Annotated in this window: 10 protein-coding genes and 7 pseudogenes; 12 read left to right on the forward strand and 5 right to left on the reverse strand. The window is 57.6% G+C overall.

Going from position 1 to position 22,559, the window contains the following annotated elements; all coding sequences use genetic code 11:
- Positions 1–76: 76 nt before the first annotated feature.
- The 6 genes and pseudogenes from IVA95_RS39050 to panB all read left to right on the forward strand — a co-directional run.
- Positions 77–310: pseudogene (locus IVA95_RS39050) on the forward strand (8-amino-7-oxononanoate synthase); the annotation flags it as partial.
- Positions 210–825: pseudogene (gene bioD, locus IVA95_RS19445) on the forward strand (dethiobiotin synthase). The pseudogenes IVA95_RS39050 and bioD, both read left to right, overlap by 101 nt.
- Positions 822–1,187: pseudogene (locus IVA95_RS19450) on the forward strand (aminotransferase class III-fold pyridoxal phosphate-dependent enzyme); the annotation flags it as partial. The pseudogenes bioD and IVA95_RS19450, both read left to right, overlap by 4 nt.
- Before the next feature lie 85 nt (positions 1,188–1,272).
- The gene (locus IVA95_RS19455) at positions 1,273–2,304 is read left to right on the forward strand and encodes an IS110 family transposase (protein ID WP_247511923.1); all 1,032 of its coding nucleotides are present in this window, start codon (positions 1,273–1,275) and stop codon (positions 2,302–2,304) included.
- Positions 2,305–2,575: 271 nt separating this feature from the next.
- Positions 2,576–3,469 (forward strand): annotated as a pseudogene (locus tag IVA95_RS19460) (aminotransferase class III-fold pyridoxal phosphate-dependent enzyme); the annotation flags it as partial.
- Between the two features lie 874 nt (positions 3,470–4,343).
- Positions 4,344–4,934, forward strand: a pseudogene (gene panB, locus IVA95_RS19465) (3-methyl-2-oxobutanoate hydroxymethyltransferase); the annotation flags it as partial.
- 462 nt (positions 4,935–5,396) lie between these two features.
- On the opposite strand, the gene nolL reads toward panB, so the two are convergent.
- Positions 5,397–6,518: a nodulation factor fucose acetyltransferase NolL gene (gene nolL, locus IVA95_RS19470; protein WP_247511924.1), complete on the reverse strand. Its 1,122-nt coding sequence runs from the start codon at positions 6,516–6,518 to the stop codon at positions 5,397–5,399.
- 2,076 nt (positions 6,519–8,594) lie between these two features.
- On the opposite strand from nolL, the gene IVA95_RS19475 reads away from it, so the two are divergent.
- Positions 8,595–8,756, forward strand: coding sequence for a hypothetical protein (locus IVA95_RS19475; protein WP_247511925.1), 162 nt, complete (start codon positions 8,595–8,597; stop codon positions 8,754–8,756).
- A gap of 1,302 nt (positions 8,757–10,058) precedes the next feature.
- Positions 10,059–10,795: pseudogene (locus IVA95_RS19480) on the forward strand (protein kinase); the annotation flags it as partial.
- A 96-nt stretch (positions 10,796–10,891) separates the two neighbouring features.
- On the opposite strand, the gene IVA95_RS19485 reads toward IVA95_RS19480, so the two are convergent.
- The gene (locus tag IVA95_RS19485) at positions 10,892–11,518 is read right to left on the reverse strand and encodes an FMN-binding negative transcriptional regulator (protein WP_247511926.1); all 627 of its coding nucleotides are present in this window, start codon (positions 11,516–11,518) and stop codon (positions 10,892–10,894) included.
- A 924-nt stretch (positions 11,519–12,442) separates the two neighbouring features.
- Between IVA95_RS19485 and IVA95_RS19490 the strand changes: the two genes are divergently transcribed.
- A complete protein-coding gene (locus IVA95_RS19490; RefSeq protein WP_247511927.1) occupies positions 12,443–13,789 on the forward strand; it encodes a right-handed parallel beta-helix repeat-containing protein in 1,347 nt (448 codons plus the stop codon).
- A gap of 407 nt (positions 13,790–14,196) precedes the next feature.
- Positions 14,197–15,126 carry a TauD/TfdA family dioxygenase gene (locus IVA95_RS19495; protein ID WP_247448929.1) on the forward strand — a complete coding sequence of 310 codons (930 nt, stop codon included), beginning with the start codon at positions 14,197–14,199 and terminating at the stop codon, positions 15,124–15,126.
- A gap of 789 nt (positions 15,127–15,915) precedes the next feature.
- On the opposite strand, the gene IVA95_RS19500 is transcribed toward IVA95_RS19495, so the two are convergent.
- Together IVA95_RS19500 and hemN are read right to left on the reverse strand one after the other, a co-directional pair.
- Entirely contained in the window at positions 15,916–17,499 is a 1,584-nt protein-coding gene (locus tag IVA95_RS19500; protein WP_247511928.1) for a carbohydrate porin, read from the reverse strand.
- Positions 17,500–19,117: 1,618 nt separating this feature from the next.
- Positions 19,118–20,452: an oxygen-independent coproporphyrinogen III oxidase gene (gene hemN, locus IVA95_RS19505; protein ID WP_247511929.1), complete on the reverse strand. Its 1,335-nt coding sequence runs from the start codon at positions 20,450–20,452 to the stop codon at positions 19,118–19,120.
- A gap of 533 nt (positions 20,453–20,985) precedes the next feature.
- Between hemN and IVA95_RS19510 the strand changes: the two genes are divergently transcribed.
- Both IVA95_RS19510 and IVA95_RS19515 read left to right on the forward strand, forming a co-directional pair.
- Complete coding sequence (locus IVA95_RS19510) at positions 20,986–21,228, forward strand: hypothetical protein (protein WP_247511930.1); 243 nt, start codon at positions 20,986–20,988, stop codon at positions 21,226–21,228.
- Between the two features lie 65 nt (positions 21,229–21,293).
- Positions 21,294–21,554: pseudogene (locus IVA95_RS19515) on the forward strand (transposase); the annotation flags it as partial.
- A gap of 2 nt (positions 21,555–21,556) precedes the next feature.
- Here IVA95_RS19515 and IVA95_RS19520 read toward each other — a convergent pair.
- Positions 21,557–22,559: transposase (locus IVA95_RS19520; RefSeq protein WP_247511931.1), on the reverse strand; the 1,003-nt coding region annotated here is incomplete at its 5' end.

Raw genomic sequence — 22,559 nt, forward strand, 5'->3', positions numbered from 1 at the left:
CACGGCGCGCGGCCAAATACATTTGTATCAGGAGAGGCTCCTACGGGGCGCAACTACCGTACGCATCGGCTAGTTACCTGCGGTACCGGCCGGCACGGCCCGTTTACGAATTTCACTGACGCTCAACGTCGGAGAAGATGAGGTGCGTGCGATGCTCGATGCCTCGCTGAGGAGACGAGGGGCGGACCTCGATGAGTCAGCGGATCGTGGTGACCGGCACAGATACAGGGGATCGGCAAAACTGTTTTTCGGCAGGCCTTGCCCATCTTCTCGGCGCGAATTACTGGAAACCAATTCAGGCCGGTGTTGAAGGAGAGATCGATAGCCAGCAGGTCGCACGACTGAGCGGTCTTCCGGCCGATCGGATCGTTCCGGAGCATTACCGCCTTAAAAGGCCCGCTTCCCCGCATCATGCCGCCGAAATAGACGGAATTCGCATCGACCCCGATTCACTCGTCCTGCCGCATACCGGGGAGCGACCGCTCGTCATCGAAGGCGCTGGCGGGCTGATGGTGCCGCTGAATTCTAGCGCACTCTACATCTTATATCTTCGAGCGGTGGCGACTTCCCGTCGTGCTTTGCGCGGGCACGCTACTCGGGACCATCAATCATTCCCTGCTCTCGATAGAGGCCTTGCGAAAGCGCCAGATCGACATTCTTGGGATCGCATTCATCGGGGAAAGAAATTCTGAAACTGAGAGCGCAATTTGTGACATCGCGCGGGTGCGTTGGTTAGGACGGCTGCCCTGGATTTCTCCGTTGACGGCAGACAGCCTACGGGATGTCTTCAAAGGCTCGTTTGTTCCCGGCGATTTCAAGCCATGAAGCCAAACAAGAGGCGGCCAATTTGGCATCCATTCACGCAGCATGCTCTTCACAACGAGATGACCAAGGTTGTGCGTGGCGACGGTGCTTATCTCTACACTGCGGATGATCATCGAATCATAGATGCAATCTCATCCTGGTGGGTCGTCACTCACGGCCATTGCCATCCGCAGATCGTGAGCGCGATTCAGGAACAGGCCGGCAAGCTGAACCAAATCATTTTCGCCGGCTACACGCATGATCCGGCCGAGGAAGTCGCTCGGCTCCTTTTGAAACTCACACCCCGAGGCTTGGACCACGTGTTCTACTCGGACAGTGGCTCAGCCAGCGTGGAAGTCGCCTTGAAGATGGCGCTCGGTTATTGATGCTGTGGACGGCTCCTCCACCGGCACATCGGTGGCATGGATGGGGCGCTGTTAAGGCTCCCACGATTCGGAGGAGCGAGCCATGCAGACGATGACGACAATCGGTTTAGATATCGCCAAGTCGGTTTTCCAGGTTCACGGCGTTGACGCTGGCGGACAGGTGATTGTTCGCCGGCAACTGAAACGTCGCTATGTCCTGACGTTCTTCCAGAAGCTGTCGCCATGTCTTGTTGGTATCGAAGCCTGCGGCTCGGCGCACCATTGGTCGCGCGAGCTCCAGGCACTGGGTCATACCGTGCGGTTGATGCCGCCGGCCTATGTGAAGCCCTACGTCAAGCGGCAGAAGAATGACGCGACTGACGCAGAGGCCATTTGCGAGGCGGTCACCAGGGCCAACATGCGGTTCGTGCCGACCAAGACCGCCGCGCAGCAGAGCGGTCTGGTGCTGCACCGCGCCCGCCATTTGTTCGTCCGCCAGCAGACCTCGGTGATTAATGCAATCCGGGCCCATCTTGCCGAGTTCGGGATCGTTGCGCCGGTCGGTCGTCACGGTGTCGAGGAACTGCTCAATGTCGTCACCGATCCGAACGACAAGCGAGTTCCGGACATAGCTCGTGCGTGTCTTTCGGCACTCGGGGATCAACTGCAAAGCAACAAGCAGCAGATACTGGAGTTCGACCGGCTGATCAGGGCCTGGCACCGATCCAACGAGATGAGCATGAGGCTCGAGGCAGCCCCCGGCGTCGGTCCGGTACTGGCCACCGCTTTGGTCGCTGCCGTTCCTGATCCAAAGTCCTTCCGATCAGGGCGCAACTTCTCGGCCTGGATCGGTATGGTGCCGAAACAGCACTCCAGTGGAGGCAAGAACAGGCTCGGCAATATAAGCAAGCAAGGTGACCGCTATCTGCGCGGCCTGTTCGTGGCCGGCGCGCTTTCTGTCATCCGCTACGCCAAGGTCCATGGCACCAAACATCGGCCCTGGCTTACGGCGTTGCTGGCCAGGCGGCCGACCAAGGTTGCGGCTATCGCGCTCGCCAACAAGATCGCGCGGATGGTCTGGGCTATGATGGCCACGGGCGAGCGATACAAAGAACCCGTCGCGCTTGCGCGATAAACAAGATCGCGCCGGGCAACTGGCGTGATGTGAAGGTTGGGAGGGCGAACAGCACGTAATGCAGAGCCGGTCGATCCGGCGATCAGGACAACCCACATGTGCCAAGGCATTCTTGAATGCGAGCTGTTGGTAGGGACCTGATCCGCGGAGGGCATTATGGCCAGCGGTCAAGTGAACCGCATCAAAAGGCCGAACACATGGCTGCAACGACCAATGCTGCAAAACCGTGAAAGAAAGCTCTTGCCAAACCGGAGCCGTCCACACATGGCACAATATAGGCGAACAGCGAACACGCATCGTTGTCATGCAGCACTCCTATCACGGGGACACGTTCGGTGCGATGTCAGTTGGTGCCCGCGGTGTCTTCAACGTGGCGTACGGACCACTCCTGTTCGACGTGACCTCAATCCCGTTCCCTGCGAGCGGTCGTGAGCGGGCGACACTTGATGCGCTTGAGTCAGCATGTCGGAACGAAAATCCCGCAGCCTTTATTGTCGAGCCTCTGGTGTTAGGGGCAGGCGGAATGCTGATGTACCCAGCTTGGGCGCTAAGAGAGATGAAGCGGATCTGCGAGGCGTCGGACGTCCTGTTCATTGCCGATGAGGTCATGACGGGCTGGGGCCGCACCGGAACAATCTTCGCCTGTGAGCAGGCCAATGTTGTGCCAGATATAGCGTGCTATTCGAAGGGTCTCACGGGAGGGGCGCTGCCGCTCGCGGTGACACTCTGCCGGGCAGAGATTTTCGATGCCCATTATTCAAAAAACCGTACGCGCACATTCTTTCACTCGAGTTCGTATACGGCAAATCCGGTGGCCTGTGCCGCCGCCAAGGCTAACCTGGATCTGTGGAAAGACCAGGAATGTCACCGGCGCATCGCTGCGGTCGCAACCATGCAAGAGCAGGCAATTGAAGCATTCCGCGCCGATCCGCGCTTTGCAAACGTTCGCCGTAGCGGCACCATCACAGCACTCGATCTGAAGACGAGAGATACCGGCTATCTCGCAGGCATCGGCCGGAGGCTTCACGCCTTCTTTAAAGACCGTAATCTCTTGCTGCGCCCACTCGGTAATACGATTTATGTGATGCCGCCATATTGTGTAACAGCAGGTGACCTGGACGAAATATATGCAGGCATCTGTGACGCTGCCGATGCGCTGGCCTGAAGACGCACGCGGCAGCGCAAGATCAAGGATCCTGAGCTGTCGTCGGCTTCCCGAACGACTTGAGAGAGCCTTGCCATAGACCTACGAAATGGACGATTGTGACCTCGCATCTGCAATGTGGGTGCTGCCGGCCGGGCGAGATCGCGGGCTTCGCCGGGCCGGTCCACAGTGTCATCGCGCGTCGGTTTCAGTCCGATCGCGTCATTGCGATTGGTTGCGTGTTCATCTGTGTGGATGCCTGCGCGAATTTGGTACAAAGTCATGAAGTTATGCGTCCATTGGTGACGGCCTGTTGCGGAAGTTCCGCCGTTATTTCGATTAGAAGAGATTGCCTGGACGGCAGGTCTTATCAAACGTCTACCGACGCGAAGATGCTGGACACGTCATCCGCATTCCGGAGTTTGCGGCAGCCGTGCGAGCGCTGGTGCATCTTTCCTATTTCCCTCGCCTGGGTCGCGGTCGTTTGCGGAGCCTGCAGTCCGCCGAAGCCGCGGCTTTAAGCGCTACAAGCCCATTCTTGTCAGCAGCGAGAGGTAATGGACATGCCGCCTTCAGGGGCCGACAGCGGCTTTGACACGTAGATCGCAGCCTCATAATCACATCCACTGTCGCCGCTCGCGTGCGTCGTCTCCAGGCCGCCGTTTTGACGCGCAGAATGTTTGGATAGTCAGTCCCAGAACCACCGCGCACAGGACATCTTGAAAGATCTTGTTTTCTGACCGCCCAATCATTGGAAACTTTGTGCTTCCGACTTCTCAGTGACGCGCCTTTTCGGCCTCCCTAGTGACAGATACCTTTTGCTCTTCCAAGGGGAAGGCAATTTCCAGAGACATGCGGGGCCGGATCAGATCGACATGAACCACATTTCGCAGCTGTGGTTGAACGCGTCACGATTCCAGTTCTGCAACGATACAAGGAGGAAAGGCGCGCCATCGTCATGACGACGGCTTATGATGCGGTAACGGCACGTATCGCCGATCCTGTCGTCGAGGTCATTCTTGTCGGCGATAGCGTCGGCAACGTATGCCTTGGGTTTGATGACCACTTTACCGGTCAGCATGGCGATGATGAATCACCACCTGGAGGTGGTCGCGCGAACAAGGCCTCGCGCCCTGCTTGTAGCTGACATGCCGTTTCTCACTTTCATCTCAGTCCCGACGACACGACACGATACGCAACGCTGGAGGCGTCCTGCAGCGTGGCGCAGACGCCGTCAAGCTTGAGGGAGGGGGTAAGCGTGTCGAGATGATCCGAGCCTTGGTGAATTGCGAAATTCCCGTGATGGGTCATCTTGGTCTCACGCCACAAAGCGTCAACGCGATGGGTGGCTTCAAGGGGTCGGAACGCGGACGATGCCCTGCGTCTGCTTGACGATGCGCACCAGCTACAGCAGGCCGGATGCTTTGCTCTTGTCCTCGAAGGTGTCCCGGCCGAGCTCGCTGCGCGAGCGACTGAATCTCTGAGCACAACAGGCTCGCGATGAGCAATCGCATCGCCATCTCATCGAACAAGAACGGCTTGTTCGTTGCTGAGGGGCTTTTACTTCGGGCAGCTGCGGGCCGAGACGGAGATTCGAACGACTGGGACGTCTCGGGTTCAGTACGGCACTCGAAGAAACATCTCGCCGAGTGTGATTGGATTAGGTTCGATCGCCAGATCTGGGTCGAAAACCGGCGGCTAGACGACTGGTGCAGCGAAGCTATCTCACGACAGATCTTATTTGGATGGACGCAATGGGCTGAGTTCGCCGGTGCCATACAAACCCTGAGCAATACACGCTTCGATGGGGTTGCTCTTAAGCCGATCACCGGCTCGACCGGCGGCACGCCGTCGCCGCCGGATCTGGGTTCGAAACGCTATTCCGACGGCGTCATAAGTCGATGCTATCGCAATACCCTGCCGTACTCAAACAATCAAATGCATACAGCTAGTTCATTGCAGGTTTGGCTTGCGGAAGACCTGAGCGTGGCGGCATTCCAAGGACGAGCTGAGACAGATATGGAACGCCGCGAACAATCGAGCGCACCGTTAGCGCGATCGCAATAATTGCGGCCCCGAGCATACCCGCGATGATCAACCGGGTCGTGAGATCCCAAAGTTCTCCGAACTGTACGAAATCCATGAGACGGAACACGGTACCCTGGACCAGGTAGAGCAGCAGCGTGGTCTGGCCCAACTCCACAGCGATAAAGCGGGCCATTCGATTTGAATGGCCAACGCTCCAGCATTGCAGCAGGAGTTCGATAGCGATTGCTGAGGCAGCTGCAGAGGCAACAAACATCAGAAGCACGTTTTTAGCCGACCGAAAATCGTGAATTACCCCAAGATTATTGTAGACATAGGTGTCCTTGCCCCAAGCTAGAAAGCATACGCAAGTCACTATCGAGAGAAATAAAATCAGGAGCGGCTTGTGATGTCGCAATGTACTCGTCCATCGTTCTCTCGATTGAGCAAGCAAGAAGCCGAAGCAGAAGAACGGGTAAGTGAATCTGATCAGGGGTGATATGGAGAATGTCAGAGGCGCGAGTGCGACCAGTATGGCTAAGCCAGATATGACCCACGATTGGTGGTTGAGCCTGATAGAAATCTTGATGAGAAGGTAGGAAACAAACGTCGCCCAGATGAACCAGTATGTGCCAGCGAAATCGTCTACTAATTCCAAAAGTCCGCTCGTTAGGCTGGTAGCGCGCCACAATGCCGCCAGCTTAGCTGTCTCCATGAACGTCCACCAAAACAGCATCGGCAGCAAGAGCTGCTTCGCACGGTCGCTGGCGGCTCGAGTGAACGACTTTTGCAGCAGCGATCCAGAAGAAAGATATCCGCTTATCGCCATAAAGAGTGGCATGTGAAACATATAGATCGATTTGTAGTACGGCGAATACCAAAACCCGTCGTCTCGGTAGATGACATACTGAATCAGGTGCCCAACGATCACCAAAACAATGAGCGCACCTTTCGCGAAATCTAAGCTTAGATCTCGATCGTTTGCCTCTGTCGTGCGCGAGCTCGGGGCGATCGTTCCAGTCACGCGTAGCAATGTATCAAACATCTAGATATCTGTTGTTGATGAGCCGGCGGACCGTTGTCCGCTTCTTCTGCCTCATTTTTGATCCAAACGAAAGGAGATGGCGGGAGTTTTTGGAACGGGAATAAACTCAGCTTGTTAGGCCTTGAAGATGGAGCTTGCCGAGCGTCTCTGAATGCCTCGCGGAACTTTGTGGCAGGGCAGATATCTAATTTGAGATATTGGTGCTATTGAGAGCTCGTCGTCGACGAGGAAGACGCTCGGCCTCACCTCCGGCCCTACGACATTTGCGGCTTCCTTCCGCGGTTCAGAGCGCTTGGTCACGATAAGAGCCTCACTTGTGCGATTTACAGTAGAAGTGTTGCCTCAATACGACCTTTGATTGATGGCGTAGCTTTTCGAGGACTTTCGCGCAGTGCAAATCCTTGAGATTTTCCAGGTATGTGACGGGTCAGCCATTCGCGCCAGCGTGACGCATTACAGGAAAGTCTAGCAAAAACCGCCCGACTGGTCGAGAAATGCCTTTTGCGTCTGTCCGCCGTCGCGTTGGATCGGCCCCGCGGCATCGATCAAACGATCAGCAGTCGATCGAGAAGCACCGAATCCAGAACTGAGGCGCTCGCTTTAGCATGGCGGCGCGTGTCGCCTGGCCTGAGGCTGCAGCGGACGACCCATTATGCGGCTGAAGGATCAGAACGCCCGTCGCCTTGGTAGTTCAATGCGGGGGCGCGAGCTGAGCGAATTGGCGCGATTGTGCCTGTGCATGCGCCGATCCCGCCGGCGTTCAGATCGGCAAGCGGCGTAGACTATCGCACCCATGCTAAGGAAAATAGACGTCAGAACGAGTAGCAGCGGCATCAGCACATGAACTCTTCTTTTTTCCGTCGTCAGAGCGCCTGTGAGTTGCTCTTTGCGAGGTTGAGGAAAGCACCTTGCACCGACTTCGTACAACCTGACGCAAGGTGCGATTCAAGTCCTTTCCGTCATGTTTGTAGTAAAGATGCTCGAACTCGAGCTGCTGCAGGGGCGCTCACGTGCGTTCGTGTCGTTGCTTCCTTCACGAGGCTCGCACCCCAAGATGAGGCGGCGTAATCTGAATGGAGAGGCGGGACACACTCATTCGGTGTCCAGCTGCGGACCAGTTCGCCAAAAGGCAGTTGCATTTGCTCTCCTGAATCAGCCAAAGAACCGCCGATCCAGCGAAAGAATCATTCCCCTGCCAGAATTGGCGGACATCATAGGTCCGTGCCGGGCACCTTGAAGGTTCGCTCTTTGACCTACATAGGAACGACAAAACGCGCCCCGAGCGGTCAACCTGAAGCTGTTGTCAGACCTGCCAGTAGCTCATCGATCCGCTCAGGGCCTACGGCCCAGACAGGGTCATTACAGGCGGCCCGACGCACTCCGTCGAGAAGAAAGTGCGTCGGGTTCGCCCCACATCGCCAGTACATCCGTGGTGACGCTGCCTCCAATGAAGCAACCAGCGCGGCAAAACTGAGGCTCGCTCAGCAAGACAGAGTAGGTAGTGACTCCCTGCTACTTCGCACCGGCCAGGAAGGCTTGAATCGTTCGTAGCGTCAGGTTGTACGATGCCGGTGTAGATCTATCAAACTGGCAAAGAAAGCGTTCCGCGGTTCTTCATTTCAATTGCAATTCTCTTCACCGGTTTTGGGGTAGCTTACGCCTTGCTTGAACAGCGGTTCAAGCAGCGAGAACTCTCTCGGATCTATCGGCTTCGCATGGCCGGCAATCGCCCTCCTGCGAACCGCAGCGAGCGGCATTCCGATCAGCGAGGGCCTATACGGGCGCTCGGTGAGCATCAGGGGTGCCTTTGTCGCGGGTCAGTTGCTCCATCAATGGGAGCAGGAATGAAGAGAATAGTTATGAGCGCGGTTTCGCTCACAGTGGCTCGCAGATCTGCCCTTGATGCTGTGGTTCAGAGTCGATGACTGCTTGGCGCCTTCCCTCAATGGAGCCAGGAGTGAACGTCGATCTCGAAAACAGCACCGCGCTTGTCGGCCGGATTTCTAGCCTGAGCGCCCTTGCGGCGTTTATGTTCAGCTACTCGACCGAGCATCTTGCTTCCTCCTCGGGCCTTAGATGCACGCCTTCATCACCGATTGTGGAGCAAGCTTCTTTGGCGGCCGTGCTGTTAAGCGTGGGCGAATTCTCGGGACCGGCTTCTGTGAGAAAGGGTCGTTCGACATGCCAGATATCAGCGAGGCGATCGCCGAGCTCACTGATCGTCTGATCGCATTCTGAGCGGTTCGCACCATAGTCAACCAGGGAAGCGACATTTCCGCCGGTCAGCGTAAAGAGGCGTCGTGCCCTGCCGTCCGGTATTCCTCGGCCGGCACCGACCTCAGATCTGGGGACTGCCCGGAGATCGACAGCTTGGTGCAGGCCTCGAGGGGAACAGGCTGAGCTGATACTGCGCCAGTGCGGTTTCAGCTCGAAAAAGCAATATCGGCCGCGCTTATGTCCGCGGGGTAGCCATCGAAGCGGCGGAAAGGTCCAGCTGGTCGAATTGCTGCAATGGACCGAGCGCTCCGAGCCTTAGTACATCGATTTCGAGGGGCTCATGCTTACCAAGAAGCTGCTTCAGTTCTTTGGCTCAAGTCGCGCGATCGGGCGTTGTGGTTTATTGATCAGTCAATGTCCAAACGCGCCGCCGCATCATTGGATTCGTCTCGTTCGAGCTAAGTCTCTGCTGCGATCGTGAATCAGGCTCGTGACTAGCGATGAGAGGCGTTGTCGAAGGGCGGGCTTCCTCAAGTGCAAAATTGTGTACGGCGAGCTCCTTCAATATCGTGTCGGATACATAAGCCCTGTGCTTCCTTAGCTCGGTACGGCGACCTCAGTGTCGCCGCGCTGCTTGCTTCACGGGGACAGCATGATCAACATTTCACAGATAACGCCGGGACGGACCGGGCGCACGCTAAGGCCCTGACAGCGCGCGCCGGGACGGCTTCGAAACTTGTGAAGACACTTTTCTCGGCCCACTGCCATCTTAGTTTGGTGCTGAAGACTGAGCGCGTCGATGGTATGGTCGCTTGCTCGAAAGACATACTCGGACGACGTTGTGCGAAGCAAGTTGTGGCGCTCGGGGCTTCAGTTCGCGCCAGGAGATCTCGCAATTGGCTCATGGGATGGCATTGCGCATCGCGCCCCGGACGCTCGGGCCGATGCAGCCGTCACAAGCCGGCGTCCAATGACCTCGCGCGTTGTGCCGATCATGGGCAAACCGATCAGCTTTCACATGTCATTGTCTGCTTGAGCGGTAGCAGCGATCTGGGCCCTGCTGCACGTCGGGCAGTGGCCGTGGTCGGGTAACGGGCCACGAGCCCCTCTATCAAATACAATCCTTCGCCCACACAGTGTGCTAGTCGGGAGCGCCCGCCGCCGATGCTGTGCAGGCCCGGCTGGCGCGCAGGATTGGGCTGGATCGATACGATCGGGCCACGTATTGGTTGTGTAAGTCGCATCTTGGCGTGCCGTCCACTCTTTGGCGGCCTTGATCGGTACTGCGCCGTTTTGCGAAGTCCCTTCACAAGCTCGCCCCATATGTGTCAGGTTTTGGCTCAGTCCTTATTGACCGGGCGGGCAAATGCCGCGGGACCCCCCAGCCGAACTCTGTTCGGCTCAAATGTCGACAGTGACATCCAGCCCCTGTGGCAGGACGGTGATCGCGCGTTCTGCCGTGCGTGGCGCCGGCAAATCCACGGCAGCAGGGCTGTCGTGCTTGTCGTGCGGCCCATCGCGGAACACCCAGCGACGCTCGATCGCCTCGCCCATGAGTGTGAGCTGAGGGAGGAGCTAGACGAGGCATGGGCGACGCGGCCGTTGGAACTCATCCGGGAAGCTGGTCGGACTATGCTGGTCCTGGAGGATCCATGCGGCGAGCCACTGCTAAATTTACTCGGGATCCGTATGGAGCCCAAGCGGTTCCTGGGCCTCGCTGTTGGTATCGCGAGGGCTGTGGGCAAGCTTCATCGGCACGGCTTGGTCCACAAGGACCTAAAACCCGCTCACATTCTGGTCAATTGTCCTGACGGACAGGTGCGACTCACTGGGTTTGGGCTGGCTTCCCGTCTTCCCGCGAGCGCGTGCCGTCTGAGCCTGCCGAGTTCATCGCCGGCTCGCTGCCCTACATGGCGCCCGAACAGACCGGACGAATGAATCGCTCGGTCGATTGTCGCAGTGATCTCTATTCACTTGGCGTGACATTCTATCAGATGTTGACCGGCGCGCTGCCGTTCACGGGCTCAGATCCCTTGGAGTGGATCCATTGTCATATTGCAAGCCGCCGGCGCATCGCTGTGCAGAAGGAGAGCAGTCGAGGATATGGAGAAATGCAGGGTGATACCGCGTCGTTCACAATATGTCGTTCGGGTTCGTCATCCTTTCGCAATGAGGTGAGCCACACGTCGGTCTTCGTCACGGTCGCTCTTCGATAACCGCTCGATGACGCCGGCGCGATCCGCCGCGTTGCGGTTCTGGCTCATCTTCCGCGTGCCATCGAACCGTGTAATTTGCAATCGCAGACCGACAATCCCCTTAAGCTCCGTTTTGATGAAATCGGCAGGGGCGTCAGAGACCGCCCAGCGGTCTTTGCCCGAGCGCTCATGCACATCGGTCAGTCGCGTGACCACCTTTCGCAGCCGATCGGCATCATCGAAGAATTCGACCGGCCCGTAGGCATGCACAGCGACATAGTTCCACGTCGGTACGGCCTCGCCTCTCTCGTGCTTGGTCACGTACCAGGAGGGGCTGACATAGGCCTCCGCCCCAGCGAAAATGGCCATCGCCTCGCCAGTCGGTGTCAGCTTCCACTGCGGATTCGCACGCGCCACGTGGGCGTAAATCGTGCCCATGGAGCCTTCGCTCTCGTCGAGTACTACGGGCAGCATCGTTCCAACAAGCCCTTCGTGAGTAGCGGTGATCAGTGTCGCCGAGCGTGCCTCGCGCATCGTCCGATGAACGTCGGTGATATCGACAACTTGGAAGGCGGGCGGCGTGTACATCGGCGGAGCTCCCCGGCAGCCCGACGGAAAGCCGGGCGACTCATGATTCGGACTGGGGTACGCCTCATGCTGGATCACAAAAACAATCAGTTTTGGTGGGTAGTTTCATTCCTCCGCGCGCGCTAGGCCCCTGGGGGCGGTAACCTATGATGCGTCGAAGGTGCAGATCGGAGGGTGCGTTTGCACGCTGGCCAGCCGTTGCCTTCCACGCGCCGCTTGCAGACGAATTCCGCTCTTCGTGGCGATGACTGCAGCACATGAGCAGCTTCACCTTAGGGCTATGAGTGGGACGACCAGAATTGTGGCTGAGCCCTTGCTGCATCAGCTCGCCGCGCCGCGAGTCGCAGGTTGGCGGTGACTGGCTGTGCTAGATCCGCCCCTGGCACTGGACGGACATATCAAAAACAAGGAAATCGTAGCCATTCCGGCGGCGTAATGATTGCCGGTCATGAAGTCGATAGGAGGCGTCCGTCCGTGTGATGTGTCTGGCACGCGACATACGGGCCCAATCTCGCCCATCTATATCGCAGAAGAAGGGGCCTGACATCCGACGTGCAATCCAGGAAGACGAGGATCCCAGCCGCGCCGCCTATCTGTTTCCCGCGAGATGCGAATTATCATGCACCACGCGTTCTGGTGCTGGTCGAAAATGCCGAAGAGCTCGAGCGCCTCCCGCCGGTCCAGCAAAACGTCAGGAGGGACGGCCAATCCGCCCAGGCCAGACGTGTTGCACCTACAGTATTCCTCTGACGGGGCTCTCGAAGCATGGACCGTTGCTTTCATCGGCCGTGATTGGCTCAATGGCTACCCAGATCCATCACAGCTGGTGCGGAGCCTGCGGCTGCACACTTCGGCTGTTGCGTAGCATGGTTCCGATATTCCGATCCTGCCTTATTGAGGACGATCTGATGGCGTTAACGCCGCATGCTGATGGCCTATTTCAGTTCAGCATTTGAGTTCGAGAGTTCAAGTCCTCGTGCGGATTTTCCGGGTAAGAGAGAGCACATGCCTATGAAGGAAACGATGAAGCACATCAAGCGGTCGTTGCGCGTGCTCGGTGGACTTGCTGTCGTCGTCGGCGTCTCTTCCGTGCTCGGATCGAACAATGTGCGATCGGAAGCCCTCAAGGGCTTTGGCTCTGCAGCGACGGGCGGCCGTGGAGGCGAGGTAGTTCAGGTCAGATCAACCAAAGCTCTGAAGTATGAGTTGTGTCGTTCGTACAGCTTCGGGCACTGCAATGACAATAGTCCGCGCGAGATCCAGGTAGCCGGAACCATAGACTTTACCGGTACGAAAGGGCAAGGCGAGGGGCAGGGTTGCCAATACGGCCGTGCTTGTTCGGCACCTTACAAGCGTGAGTCCCTTCTCCTTATGGATGGCAACGATGCGCATTGCGATGGCAAGGAGAAGACATTGGTCGGCTTCGACAGGGCCGGCAAGCGCCCGCTGGAGATTGGCTCAAACAAGACGGTGATCGGCGTTGGCCCGAGCGCTACAATCAAAGGGAAGGGGCTGCGCCTAAATGGGGTCAGCAACGTCGTTATTCGCAACCTGACCATCAGTGATATCAATCAAGGCGTGATATTTGCCGGCGATGCTATTGCAATTGCACGAGCCGACCTGGTTTGGATCGATCACAACCGATTTCATAATATCGGGCGGCAGATGATTGCCGACGGCTTTGGCCCTACGACGAATATTACGATTTCCTGGAACGACTTCGATGGCAGCGATACCTATTCCTCCTATTGTAACGGGGAGCACTATTGGAATCTCCTGTTTCTTGGTGTCCCGCAGACGATCACCATCGCAAATAACTATTTCCATGAGATCTCAGGGCGGGCGCCGCACATTGACGGTGCGCAGGCTATTATTCATCTCCTTAACAATTACTTCCACAACACGAATGCGCAACAGAGCGGCGGATTCTTCCATGCAGTGGATGCTGGACCATCTGTGCAAGCACTGATCGAGGGCAACTACTTTGACAACATTGAGACACCTATAAAGACTGGTAGTGGACATATCTTTGGCTTCTTGGGCAAACCCAGCGGGACCGTGCAGAACATCTGCCTCACCGTGCTCGGACGTCGGTGCATCGAGAACATCGCGATCCCAGTGCCGCGGATCAATGGCTTTCGCCTGGATAATGCCGTAGTTCAATCGTTTGGAGCTCTTCCAAGGTCATCTATTCCTCTTCCATTTCCAGCCGATGATGTTTCGGCAGTGATCACGGGCAGGGCAGGTCCCGGACACCTTGAGAGCCGGTGATGGCCCGTTCGCAGAGGCGGCTCGAGACTGGCCGATTGCCGCAAACTGTTAAGCGGAGGGCGCATACTGGACGAGAACAGCACGCACAGCTGGCTACTCGACGTTGCACGAGGATCGTATGGCCTTTCTCTTCGGGTGCCGAGCGGTACATTTCCTGTCGATTATGCGCCCTATGCCTTTCGCCGCCGACCCGGGTGGCGTTGGAAAGAGGATGGGAGGTGGCATCGAGTTCCTGGCAAACTGTTCGACTCAAATCCGATCCGGTACCTGACGGACGTTCACAGCTCCGCTTTCCGACTGGCATGGTGCTTGCTCGAGAGTACCCGTAGCGCGAGGCTCGCCTTCGAAACCGAGTGACACGCGCCCTTGTCCGCTTGAAGAATCCGCAAAACTTGGAAAAATTCGCAATGAAACAAACGGCTTCGACCGAGAGTGTCATTCCACTGACCGACGTCGTCAAGCGCGCAGCGCGCATCGGTGTTGAAATCAGAAATATCAAGCTCTCGGGTGATTTACCGAGCCAAACCATCGCTGGGATCAACAGCTTGCTGCTCGAACACAAGGTGATCTTCTTTCGCGATCAGGGGCATCTTGATGACGCGGAGCAGGAGCGCTTTGCTGCCTGTTTGGGAAGGCTGGTGCCGCATCCGACACTCGGTACGATCAATGGAACGACCTCGATCATCGAGCTTGATTCCGCGCGCGGAGGTAGCCGGGCTGATGTATGGCACGCCGATGGAACCTTTCTCGCGGCGTATCCTAGACTTGCGGTGCTGCGAGCCATTGTGGTCCCATCGTCCGGTGGCGATACGATTTGGTCGAACGCTGTGGCCGCCTATCTGGATCTGCCGCGGCCGCTCCAACGGCTTGCCGACGAACTCTGGACCGTTCACAGCAACGCCTTTGACTACGCCGGGACCTGCCGTGTTCGCGAAATCGACCAGAAGCATTTTGATGAGGTCTTTACGAAAACGATCTATGAGACGGAGCACCCGGTGGTCCGTGTACATCCCGAGACCAGCGAGCGCGCGCTGGTGCTCGGCGATCTGGTGCAAAGGTTTATTGATATCCCAAAACGCGACGGTCAGAAGCTGTTTGATCTATTCCAGTCTCATATCACGGCACCCGAAAACACCGTACGCTGGAGCTGGAAAGAAGGCGATGTCGCGATCTGGGATAACCGCGCAACGCAGCATTATGCGGTCAACGATTACGGTGACCAGCATCGCGTCGTTCATCGTGCCACAATCGATGGTGACGCGCCCGTCAGCGTCGACGGTCGATGCAGTGTAACGCGCCTCAAGACGACGAAGCACCCGTCCACGAAGGTTGCCTAGCAAGGCTCGGCAAATTCACCGATAATGCACTGCTCTTATCGCATGTTCGCGCGAATAGATGTTTGAGAAGAGAAGTGAACCCAGCAGAACGCCACGCGCAATTGGATGGGAGGGCTAACGCGCCGCAGACTCGGGAGGCGACCTCCTTGCTGAAGCAAGATGCTAAAGCTCATCTCGACCCGGCGAAAATGAGTCAGCATTCGAGTGGCGCAAGTCATCCGGCCGCGTCCGGTCGATTTGCCGCGGAAGGGGGGGCACGTTTCCGCCGACCTTGCGCATCGCCTTTCGGCCAGCGCCACGACCGTCGGACAGATATAGCGATTGCCGTAGTTGGCTAGCTTTGGCATCTGTGTCGCGGTTCCGCTTACCACACCTCTTCGCGGTGAACTAAGCTCCGAGGGCACGATTTCGGCTTGTCATGGCAGAGTACGAGCTCGGACGCGAGTCTGACGAGCAGCACGAGCAACCATCCAAAAGCAATGTCGCTGCCGCAAGCTTAGCACTCGATTGAACAAATGAGCATCGGAGATCATTCCGCGGCCGGAGGGTATAGCTCTTGCGCAAGTGCGACGTCGGCCTATCGCTCGTAGACCGAAGCAGCAAAGGCTCTAACCTACCATTCCCAACAGCATGCTACGTTAGATATCACGGCTCAATTTACGCGGTATCCGGCTTCGCGTCAGGAGCACAGCGGATACCAAAATCGCCGTGATGCGTGGCCCAAGCCGTTGAAAACGGCGATTGTCATATCGACTACATGACGGTGAATTCACGCGCAGTCCTGAGAGCTTAGAAGAATACCGACGTAGATACCAATATATTCAGGGCGTGTCCTGTTTGCGGCGTGTAGGTAATGCTTGTCGGGTGATTGATGTACGTCAGTCCTACGGTTGTATATATCCCGGGCGCCAGATGCGCCGTATACAGTCCCGAAATTGCTGTGCTGTCCCGGTGCGCCAGCTGCTCTTTCCCCAGTGCAGCGTCCACCGCGAAATGGCTCCAGATGGTGTTGTTGACAACAAGACTCATCTGATCAGTGGGCCGGCTGTCAAACAGGCCCTTCGCATACAGGCGAAGCTCGTAGTACTGACTAGCCCTATTTAGGTCAGGCGGAGCGTACATCGCAGAGAACCCGCCATAGATTCCGCGAGATGCCGAGCCGTGGACGGCAGACTGCCAGAATTGCCTGTCCGCAGCTACATAGTAGACGCTGTTCGCCTTGGCTGTCGGTTGCGTCGGATGCTGTAGGTCCGTGTAGCTGCTGTTGTTAAAGCCCGCGCCAGCCCGCAGCCAAGTCTCGGGTACCCCGGGAGTAGGCTTGTTCTTATAGCAAACTTCATCAAGTAAAAGAATGCCCGCGTCGCGCGTGCTCCAGTTCAAGCCAGTGGGATTTTCGCTTACATGCCTATATTGACCGGCTGGACTGAGCGAGCGCTGGATTGAGAGCTTGTTATATAAGCGATCGTCAAAATTGTACTTCAGATTAAGAGCCGGCGTTGGCGCCCAATTGTTGCTCATGCCTGCTTGGAACAGCATCTTCGACGAGGGTCCAAAAACTTTTTCTCCGGCACCCGCAAACTCATGTTGGTTCCTGAGGTAACCCACTTTGAGTTCGATCTTCCTGGCGAAGAACGTTTGATAGTAAGAAACTGCATTGATTCCCAGTCGGTCTGGCCCGGCGCTCTTCCATGTCCAATATTGATGCTCGGCTCCCACGACGATCTGACCGTCGGGAATTCCAAACCGAGCGAGGTCATAGGTCACGATCATAGAGTTGATCGTACTAAATGTCGGATTCTGGCCGACATATTGTTGATTGGCGATGGTGCTTCTGGCGGCATTACCGAGTTGATTGTTGACAAACGTGTTTAGGGTCCAGCCAGCGAATCCAATCCCGAGATCCGAAAGCTCGGATCTGACAGAAGCTGTATCCTGATCTATCGTGTCCGCAGGACCAGGCCCAGTGAACGCCGCCCCTTTTTCGCGGAGATTCTCGAATTTTGCGAATCGGTCAATCTGCTTTTGACTTCTGCTCTTGGCGGTGTCCTCCGCACTGTCGCGCTTTGTGGTAGACCTAGCTGCTTTTGGCAGCGAGTTCCCAGAAAGGCGCGCTGCTCCTTTGGGCCGGCCGCTTCGGAAGGTTATGGCCGGATTCGAGATTGTTTGGCTTCTTGCCTCGGCGAGCTCATCGGGGCTGTGACTTCTAGGGCCAGAGATATCACCAGGTTCTGCCGCCGCCGAACTGCCGGCGAGACTAGCTATCAGGGAAAGGAGAATACGCCCTCTTGGCTTCGCACTTGGTCGAGAGATGAAAGCAACTACGCCAGCCGAGTATGCCCGCATGGATACTGGCGCTACACCGCAACGATGCATAGTGATTTCCACGTCCGTCGATTTGAATAAAGTGCACTTCCACCTGACGGCCTAGAGGGTTCTCGATCTTGGGCTCAAGGCGGTCTAGGTGACGCTTGAGGCCAGGCGGCATCTCTATGGCAACGAGACCCGCTCAGCCTTCTGCGCTATCACCACTGCTGGCGCAGCTTGGCCAACGTGGTGGGTACCCAGCGCGACACAACCCAGCCGCTCGATCGCTAATCGAGTGCAAGCATCTGCTGCACCATGTCGACACGGAGAGTGACCTGCTCGATGTGAGCGTTCGCTAGGATTGGCGGCCGACGCACGGAGCCGAGGGATTCTCATGACAAATCCGCTGCCACGAGGAAAGGCAATGTTCTTCAACAGAGAGCCGCCCGGTAGCTGAGCTCGCATAACAACACGCCGGACCCGAGAAACGCCGCCCGCGGCTCGGTCCATGGGATGAAGCACAGGCGGGCAGAAGGGGCTAACATCTTTTGACGCCCGTAGCTCGCTGAGACCGGCACAAGGCCTTGATTGGCTCTCATGGGAAGATGGAGAGCGCGATTGGAGGCGTTTTGATAGCTGCGGGACGAGACAGAACATCCATCAGCTCCATTGGATTTACCGGATCTATATCGCATCGCGACTTCTTCCTTGATGTGGCCCGAGCGAGTTTCACCGGCACTGACTGGCATGTGTCCGTCATCTCCATCAATTGCTAGGTTTGGTAGTTGACCGGGCACGGGACGTCGGCCGTCGCTGTGCGAATCGTAGGTATCGTGCCGCTCGGCGCGAGACCGTCCCGGCGTCAGGGACGAACTCCGGTATGGCAGCATCGAGGGGGGCAATTCGGGAAGGTCGCTTCGATCCCGGTTGCGCGAGGCTCTTACAGGAAACGATTGTTTCGAGGCCGTGATCCCGCGGGATCCGCTTCTAACTGTGGTGCTCGATTATCGTTGGTGCCGTGTCGCGCCGGCGCTGGTCCTTTTGTGCTCTTTGGTCTAGCTCATCGCGTCGACCAGTTGCTGCTCTGGATTGCACGCGGCGGTCCGTAGCGATCCCGGTCGAGCGGCGACCATGCACATCAATAGGATCCGTCGTGCATCACCACGAAGCGCTCCGCTTTGCTGGGAGTTCGTATCCAGCGTAGACCGCAGGCTGATTGCGATATCCCGGGCTGCCAGCGCTTGAGCCAGGTCGAAATATCTTCGTACATCCGGACGAGCTCGATCAGATTTTCGATACCGAAGTCGCTGAACGCCTAGATCTCATCTTCTCCGACGCGGTAGACCCAGATGAAGCCGTCCTCGATCGCCATTTTGTTGGCGACGTCCCGCAGCCAGTCGTCGTCCTGGTCGCCACACGGGCAATGGTGGTGATGTGATGAACTTTGTCGGTCATGCCGCTTGAGCGGACAGCGTTGCAGTCGGGGGCGTCCAATTCCCGGCAGCAACTCGCCCAGCTGTCTTCGCGGCTAGGACCGGGGCGGCTCTCGTCGCGCAGCTGCGCACGGCGTCCTTTACGAATTGGCGCTGTACGTGAGTGCACCAGGTGAGCGAAAACTCGTTACCCGGGCTTCTGGGTGCGTAACGGAAGGTAATGCATTCACACGATCACCGCTCCTTGGCTGGTCTTAACAGAGCGGCGTGCCAAGAAAAGCATCGAATGCGGCCGCCACAGCGCGAGTTAGAAAACGATGCTCCTGCCTCACGCGGATGAATCCCTTTTCCATCTCCACGATCCCATCCTCGGCGAGCATTGCCAAGCGTTCGGGTGAACCGAGGAAAGGGACCGGGTCAAATCCATGAGTAATGCAAATTGCCGGCACGTCGACCTCGAAATCGCACATCAGCCGCTCGATGATTGCGGCCCGGACGCGGTCTTCGAGGCTGAGACAGTAGCCCTTTGACGTCGCCAGACGGCCGGCATTGATTTGGTCGCTGTAAGAACCCGCTGCAACTTCGTTCTGGACGTAACCGTCGCCAAGGCGGCCGATGGCCGACGGGCCGAAGCCGATGACTTTATGGCAGGTGTCGGCCGAGTAACCCAGTGAGTTCCGCCGCAGGCGACCGGTTTTCTGCGCCAGCGCGAGCTCATCGTCCGGCAAGGCGAAATGGTCGAGTCCGATTTGGCGGTAGCCCGCAGCAATCAGTGTATTGGCCATCGCCGCCGCCTGTTCCGCACGGGCAGGAGTGTCTGGCAGCGCTGCCTCGTCGATCAGGCGCTGATTCTTCTTAAAGGAAGGAACGTGCGCGTAGCCGAATACCGCAAGCCGGTCTGGTCGCATGGCCACCGCCGTAGTCGCGGTCTGAACGCAGGACTGCACCGTCTGATTTGGCAGACCGTAGATGAGGTCGAAGTTGATGCGGATTATTCCATGCTGCCGCAGCGTTTCGACAGCGCGCTCTATTTGTGCCTCACTCTGAACCCGGTTAATGGCCTTTTGAACAATTGGATCGAAGCTCTGGACGCCCAAGCTCGCGCGGTTCACGCCGGCAGCCGCTAACGCTTCGGATGTGGCTAGCGTGAACGTGCGCGGGTCGATCTCAACAGCGATGGCGGCCGTTTTCGAAACCGCAAAGCTGCGGCGCAGAAGTTCCATCAGTGCCCCGAACTGCGCGGGCTCGATGAGGGTCGGCGTTCCACCGCCGAAGTGCACGTCGCTCACAGGCAGCCGTTGCGGCACCTGCGCCGCGACCAACTCGATCTCCCTGCGAAGAACCGCCAAAAATTCTAGGATGGGTGAATCCCGGCGAGTGATGCTTCGAGCGAAGCCGCAATACCAGCAAATCGATCGACAGAACGGAACGTGGAAATAGAGCGATACGGACTCATTAACCGGCAGGCGCTGCAGCCATTTCTCAGAGGCTTCGGCGCCGACCACCGTGGAGAACTGGGCTACAGTTGGATAGATGGTGTACCAAGGAAGGCGGGCATCGCAATATTTTTCCAGGACCGAGGTCTGCAACGATTGTTATCCTATGTTTACGAAATTTGTGGTCGCAAGCGAAGTCTTTTGCATTCCTTTTTGCCGACAGTACTCCGGAATGTCGCTGGAGAATTGGGAGCTTGCGTGACGGCCGATCTGCTGACGAAACACGGTGTGGGCTAGCAAGCCGTTCCTCTCGAAGACAGAGAACAATTGCTGCAGCGAGATACTCGAATCAACACGGCCACGACGGGGCCCCAGATCCAACTCCGGTTCGCCAATCTCCGACGTTCGCCAACGAGACATCGACCAGGCCCGTTGACGCTGCTAGAGCTCGAACTGCTCCACGACCTGACTCGTGCGAGGTTCATAGACCAAGATTGATACGTACCCGCAGTCTCCATCAACTGACAAGGTTGGTAGTTGACTTCTGCCTGGCGTATTCCCCATCCACCGAGGGATCCTGCGCCGGCTCGGGGACATCCCGGTACGTAGTCGAACTTCACCAATGCGAGGGTCGTCGGTGTCGCGCGGCGCAACGGCTGTTGGCGTGAGTGTGTTCTCGAGTTGGTATGGAAAAAGCAATGAGCCGCGTAGGCGAGCGAGAAGTGATCGATGCAATTGAACAGCCGTTTCAGACTTGCCACCGGTTTTGTACAGATCGTCAATGCACCTTATGGTGGGTGGTGGTCGTCTTCGTGTGTCTGGGCACTGCAGGAGTCTATTTTTTAACCGACGTCAGACAAGATCTCGAGAGCTCGGCGGCCCGTGAAGTTGCTCCAAGGCTGAGCTTTGAGCTGGTCCCGCAAATCTGAACAGTGCGATAAGTGGAGTTTCTGCCTGACGGCGGGCAAGATTGACCCGCGAATCAGGAGAGACGATGAGCAGACGAGCACGGCGGAACCACACTCCGGCTTTCAAGGCGAAGGTGGCGCTTGCCGCCGTCAAGGGTGACCGCACGCTGGCGCAACTAGCGGAGCAGTTCGACGTTCACCCCAATCAGATCACATCGTGGAAGGCCCAGCTCGAAGGCAGCGCTGCCGATGTTTTCGGTCCGGGCGGCGGGAGTCGGATCGCCGAACCTACCGTCGACGTGAAGTCGCTGCACGCCAAGATCGGCGAGTTGACGCTGGAGAACGATTCCTAAGAAACGGCAGCACCTGCTTTCGGCTCCAAGGGCTGGAGAACAAAGCCGAATGCCTTGGCACGCCGATGCAAATTGTTGACCACTCGCGTCCGGTAACGCGTCTCGTACGACGAGGCCCCGGGATCGACATAGTCCATTCCGTATCGCACAGCATTGTAGAACAGAACTGCGATCTTGCGGGCCGTGGCGGTCACGGCCTTGGCCTTGCCGATGCGCGCTGAGAGCCGTCTATAAAATGCGCCGAGCGCGGTGTCTGTACGACCCACGGTCACGGCAGCAAGGCGCAGAAGTGCCGCCGCCCGGCCGCCGGATCGGCGCGTTCGGGACGAGAGCATTTTGCCGCCGGAGACCTTGTTGCTCGGCGCCAGTCCCAGCCAGGAGGTAAAATGCTTTGCACTTGGCCACGAGGAGAGGTCGTCGCCGCATTCAGCGATCAGCTTCAGCGAGAGGTAAGGACCGAGGCCGTCGATCGTGGTGATGTCCTTTCCGAGCAACGCGAACAGCGCCTCGCGGACGTCGAAAGCTAGAGCGTTCGCCTGATCGGTTCGATTCCGACGCCGCGAGGCCCGCGGCGCTGATCCATGGCCATGACCGCGATGGATGCTGAGTTCCTTCAACACGGCTTCGATCCGGGCGTCGCAGGCAGATGCCTTCTCGTGGTAGGCGTCGTAAAGCGCAAGTGCCTGCTCGAGCGCAAACAGATGCTCGGCGCGGTAGCTTCCGGTGAGCGCCTTCGCGATCGTCTCGGCGCTGGAGTGGCAACTGTAATGGCGCAAGCACGCCAGCGCCTCAGGATCACGCTCGCCGGCAAGGATCGCGCGTATGATACGCAGGCCGGTCGCGCCGGTGATGTCGGCGACGACGTGGTGCAGCTGAAGATTCATCTCCGTCAAGGCCTTTTGCATATGCTGGATGTGTGAGGCCGCGTACTCCAGCAGACGCTCGCGCTGACGCACGTAGGCTCGCAGCTCGGCAATCTGCCCTTTGGGCCGAAAGCTG

It is taken from the genome of Bradyrhizobium sp. 157, assembly GCF_023073815.1.
Classification (GTDB): domain Bacteria; phylum Pseudomonadota; class Alphaproteobacteria; order Rhizobiales; family Xanthobacteraceae; genus Bradyrhizobium.

Coding starts and splice junctions, on each gene's coding strand:
- IVA95_RS19455 (WP_247511923.1), top strand. CDS start 1,273: ATGCAGACGATGACGACAATCGGTTTAGATATCGCCAAGTCGGTTTTC.
- nolL (WP_247511924.1), bottom strand. CDS start 6,518: ATGTTTGATACATTGCTACGCGTGACTGGAACGATCGCCCCGAGCTCG.
- IVA95_RS19475 (WP_247511925.1), top strand. CDS start 8,595: ATGCACGCCTTCATCACCGATTGTGGAGCAAGCTTCTTTGGCGGCCGT.
- IVA95_RS19485 (WP_247511926.1), bottom strand. CDS start 11,518: ATGTACACGCCGCCCGCCTTCCAAGTTGTCGATATCACCGACGTTCAT.
- IVA95_RS19490 (WP_247511927.1), top strand. CDS start 12,443: ATGCTGATGGCCTATTTCAGTTCAGCATTTGAGTTCGAGAGTTCAAGT.
- IVA95_RS19495 (WP_247448929.1), top strand. CDS start 14,197: ATGAAACAAACGGCTTCGACCGAGAGTGTCATTCCACTGACCGACGTC.
- IVA95_RS19500 (WP_247511928.1), bottom strand. CDS start 17,499: ATGCATCGTTGCGGTGTAGCGCCAGTATCCATGCGGGCATACTCGGCT.
- IVA95_RS19510 (WP_247511930.1), top strand. CDS start 20,986: ATGGAAAAAGCAATGAGCCGCGTAGGCGAGCGAGAAGTGATCGATGCA.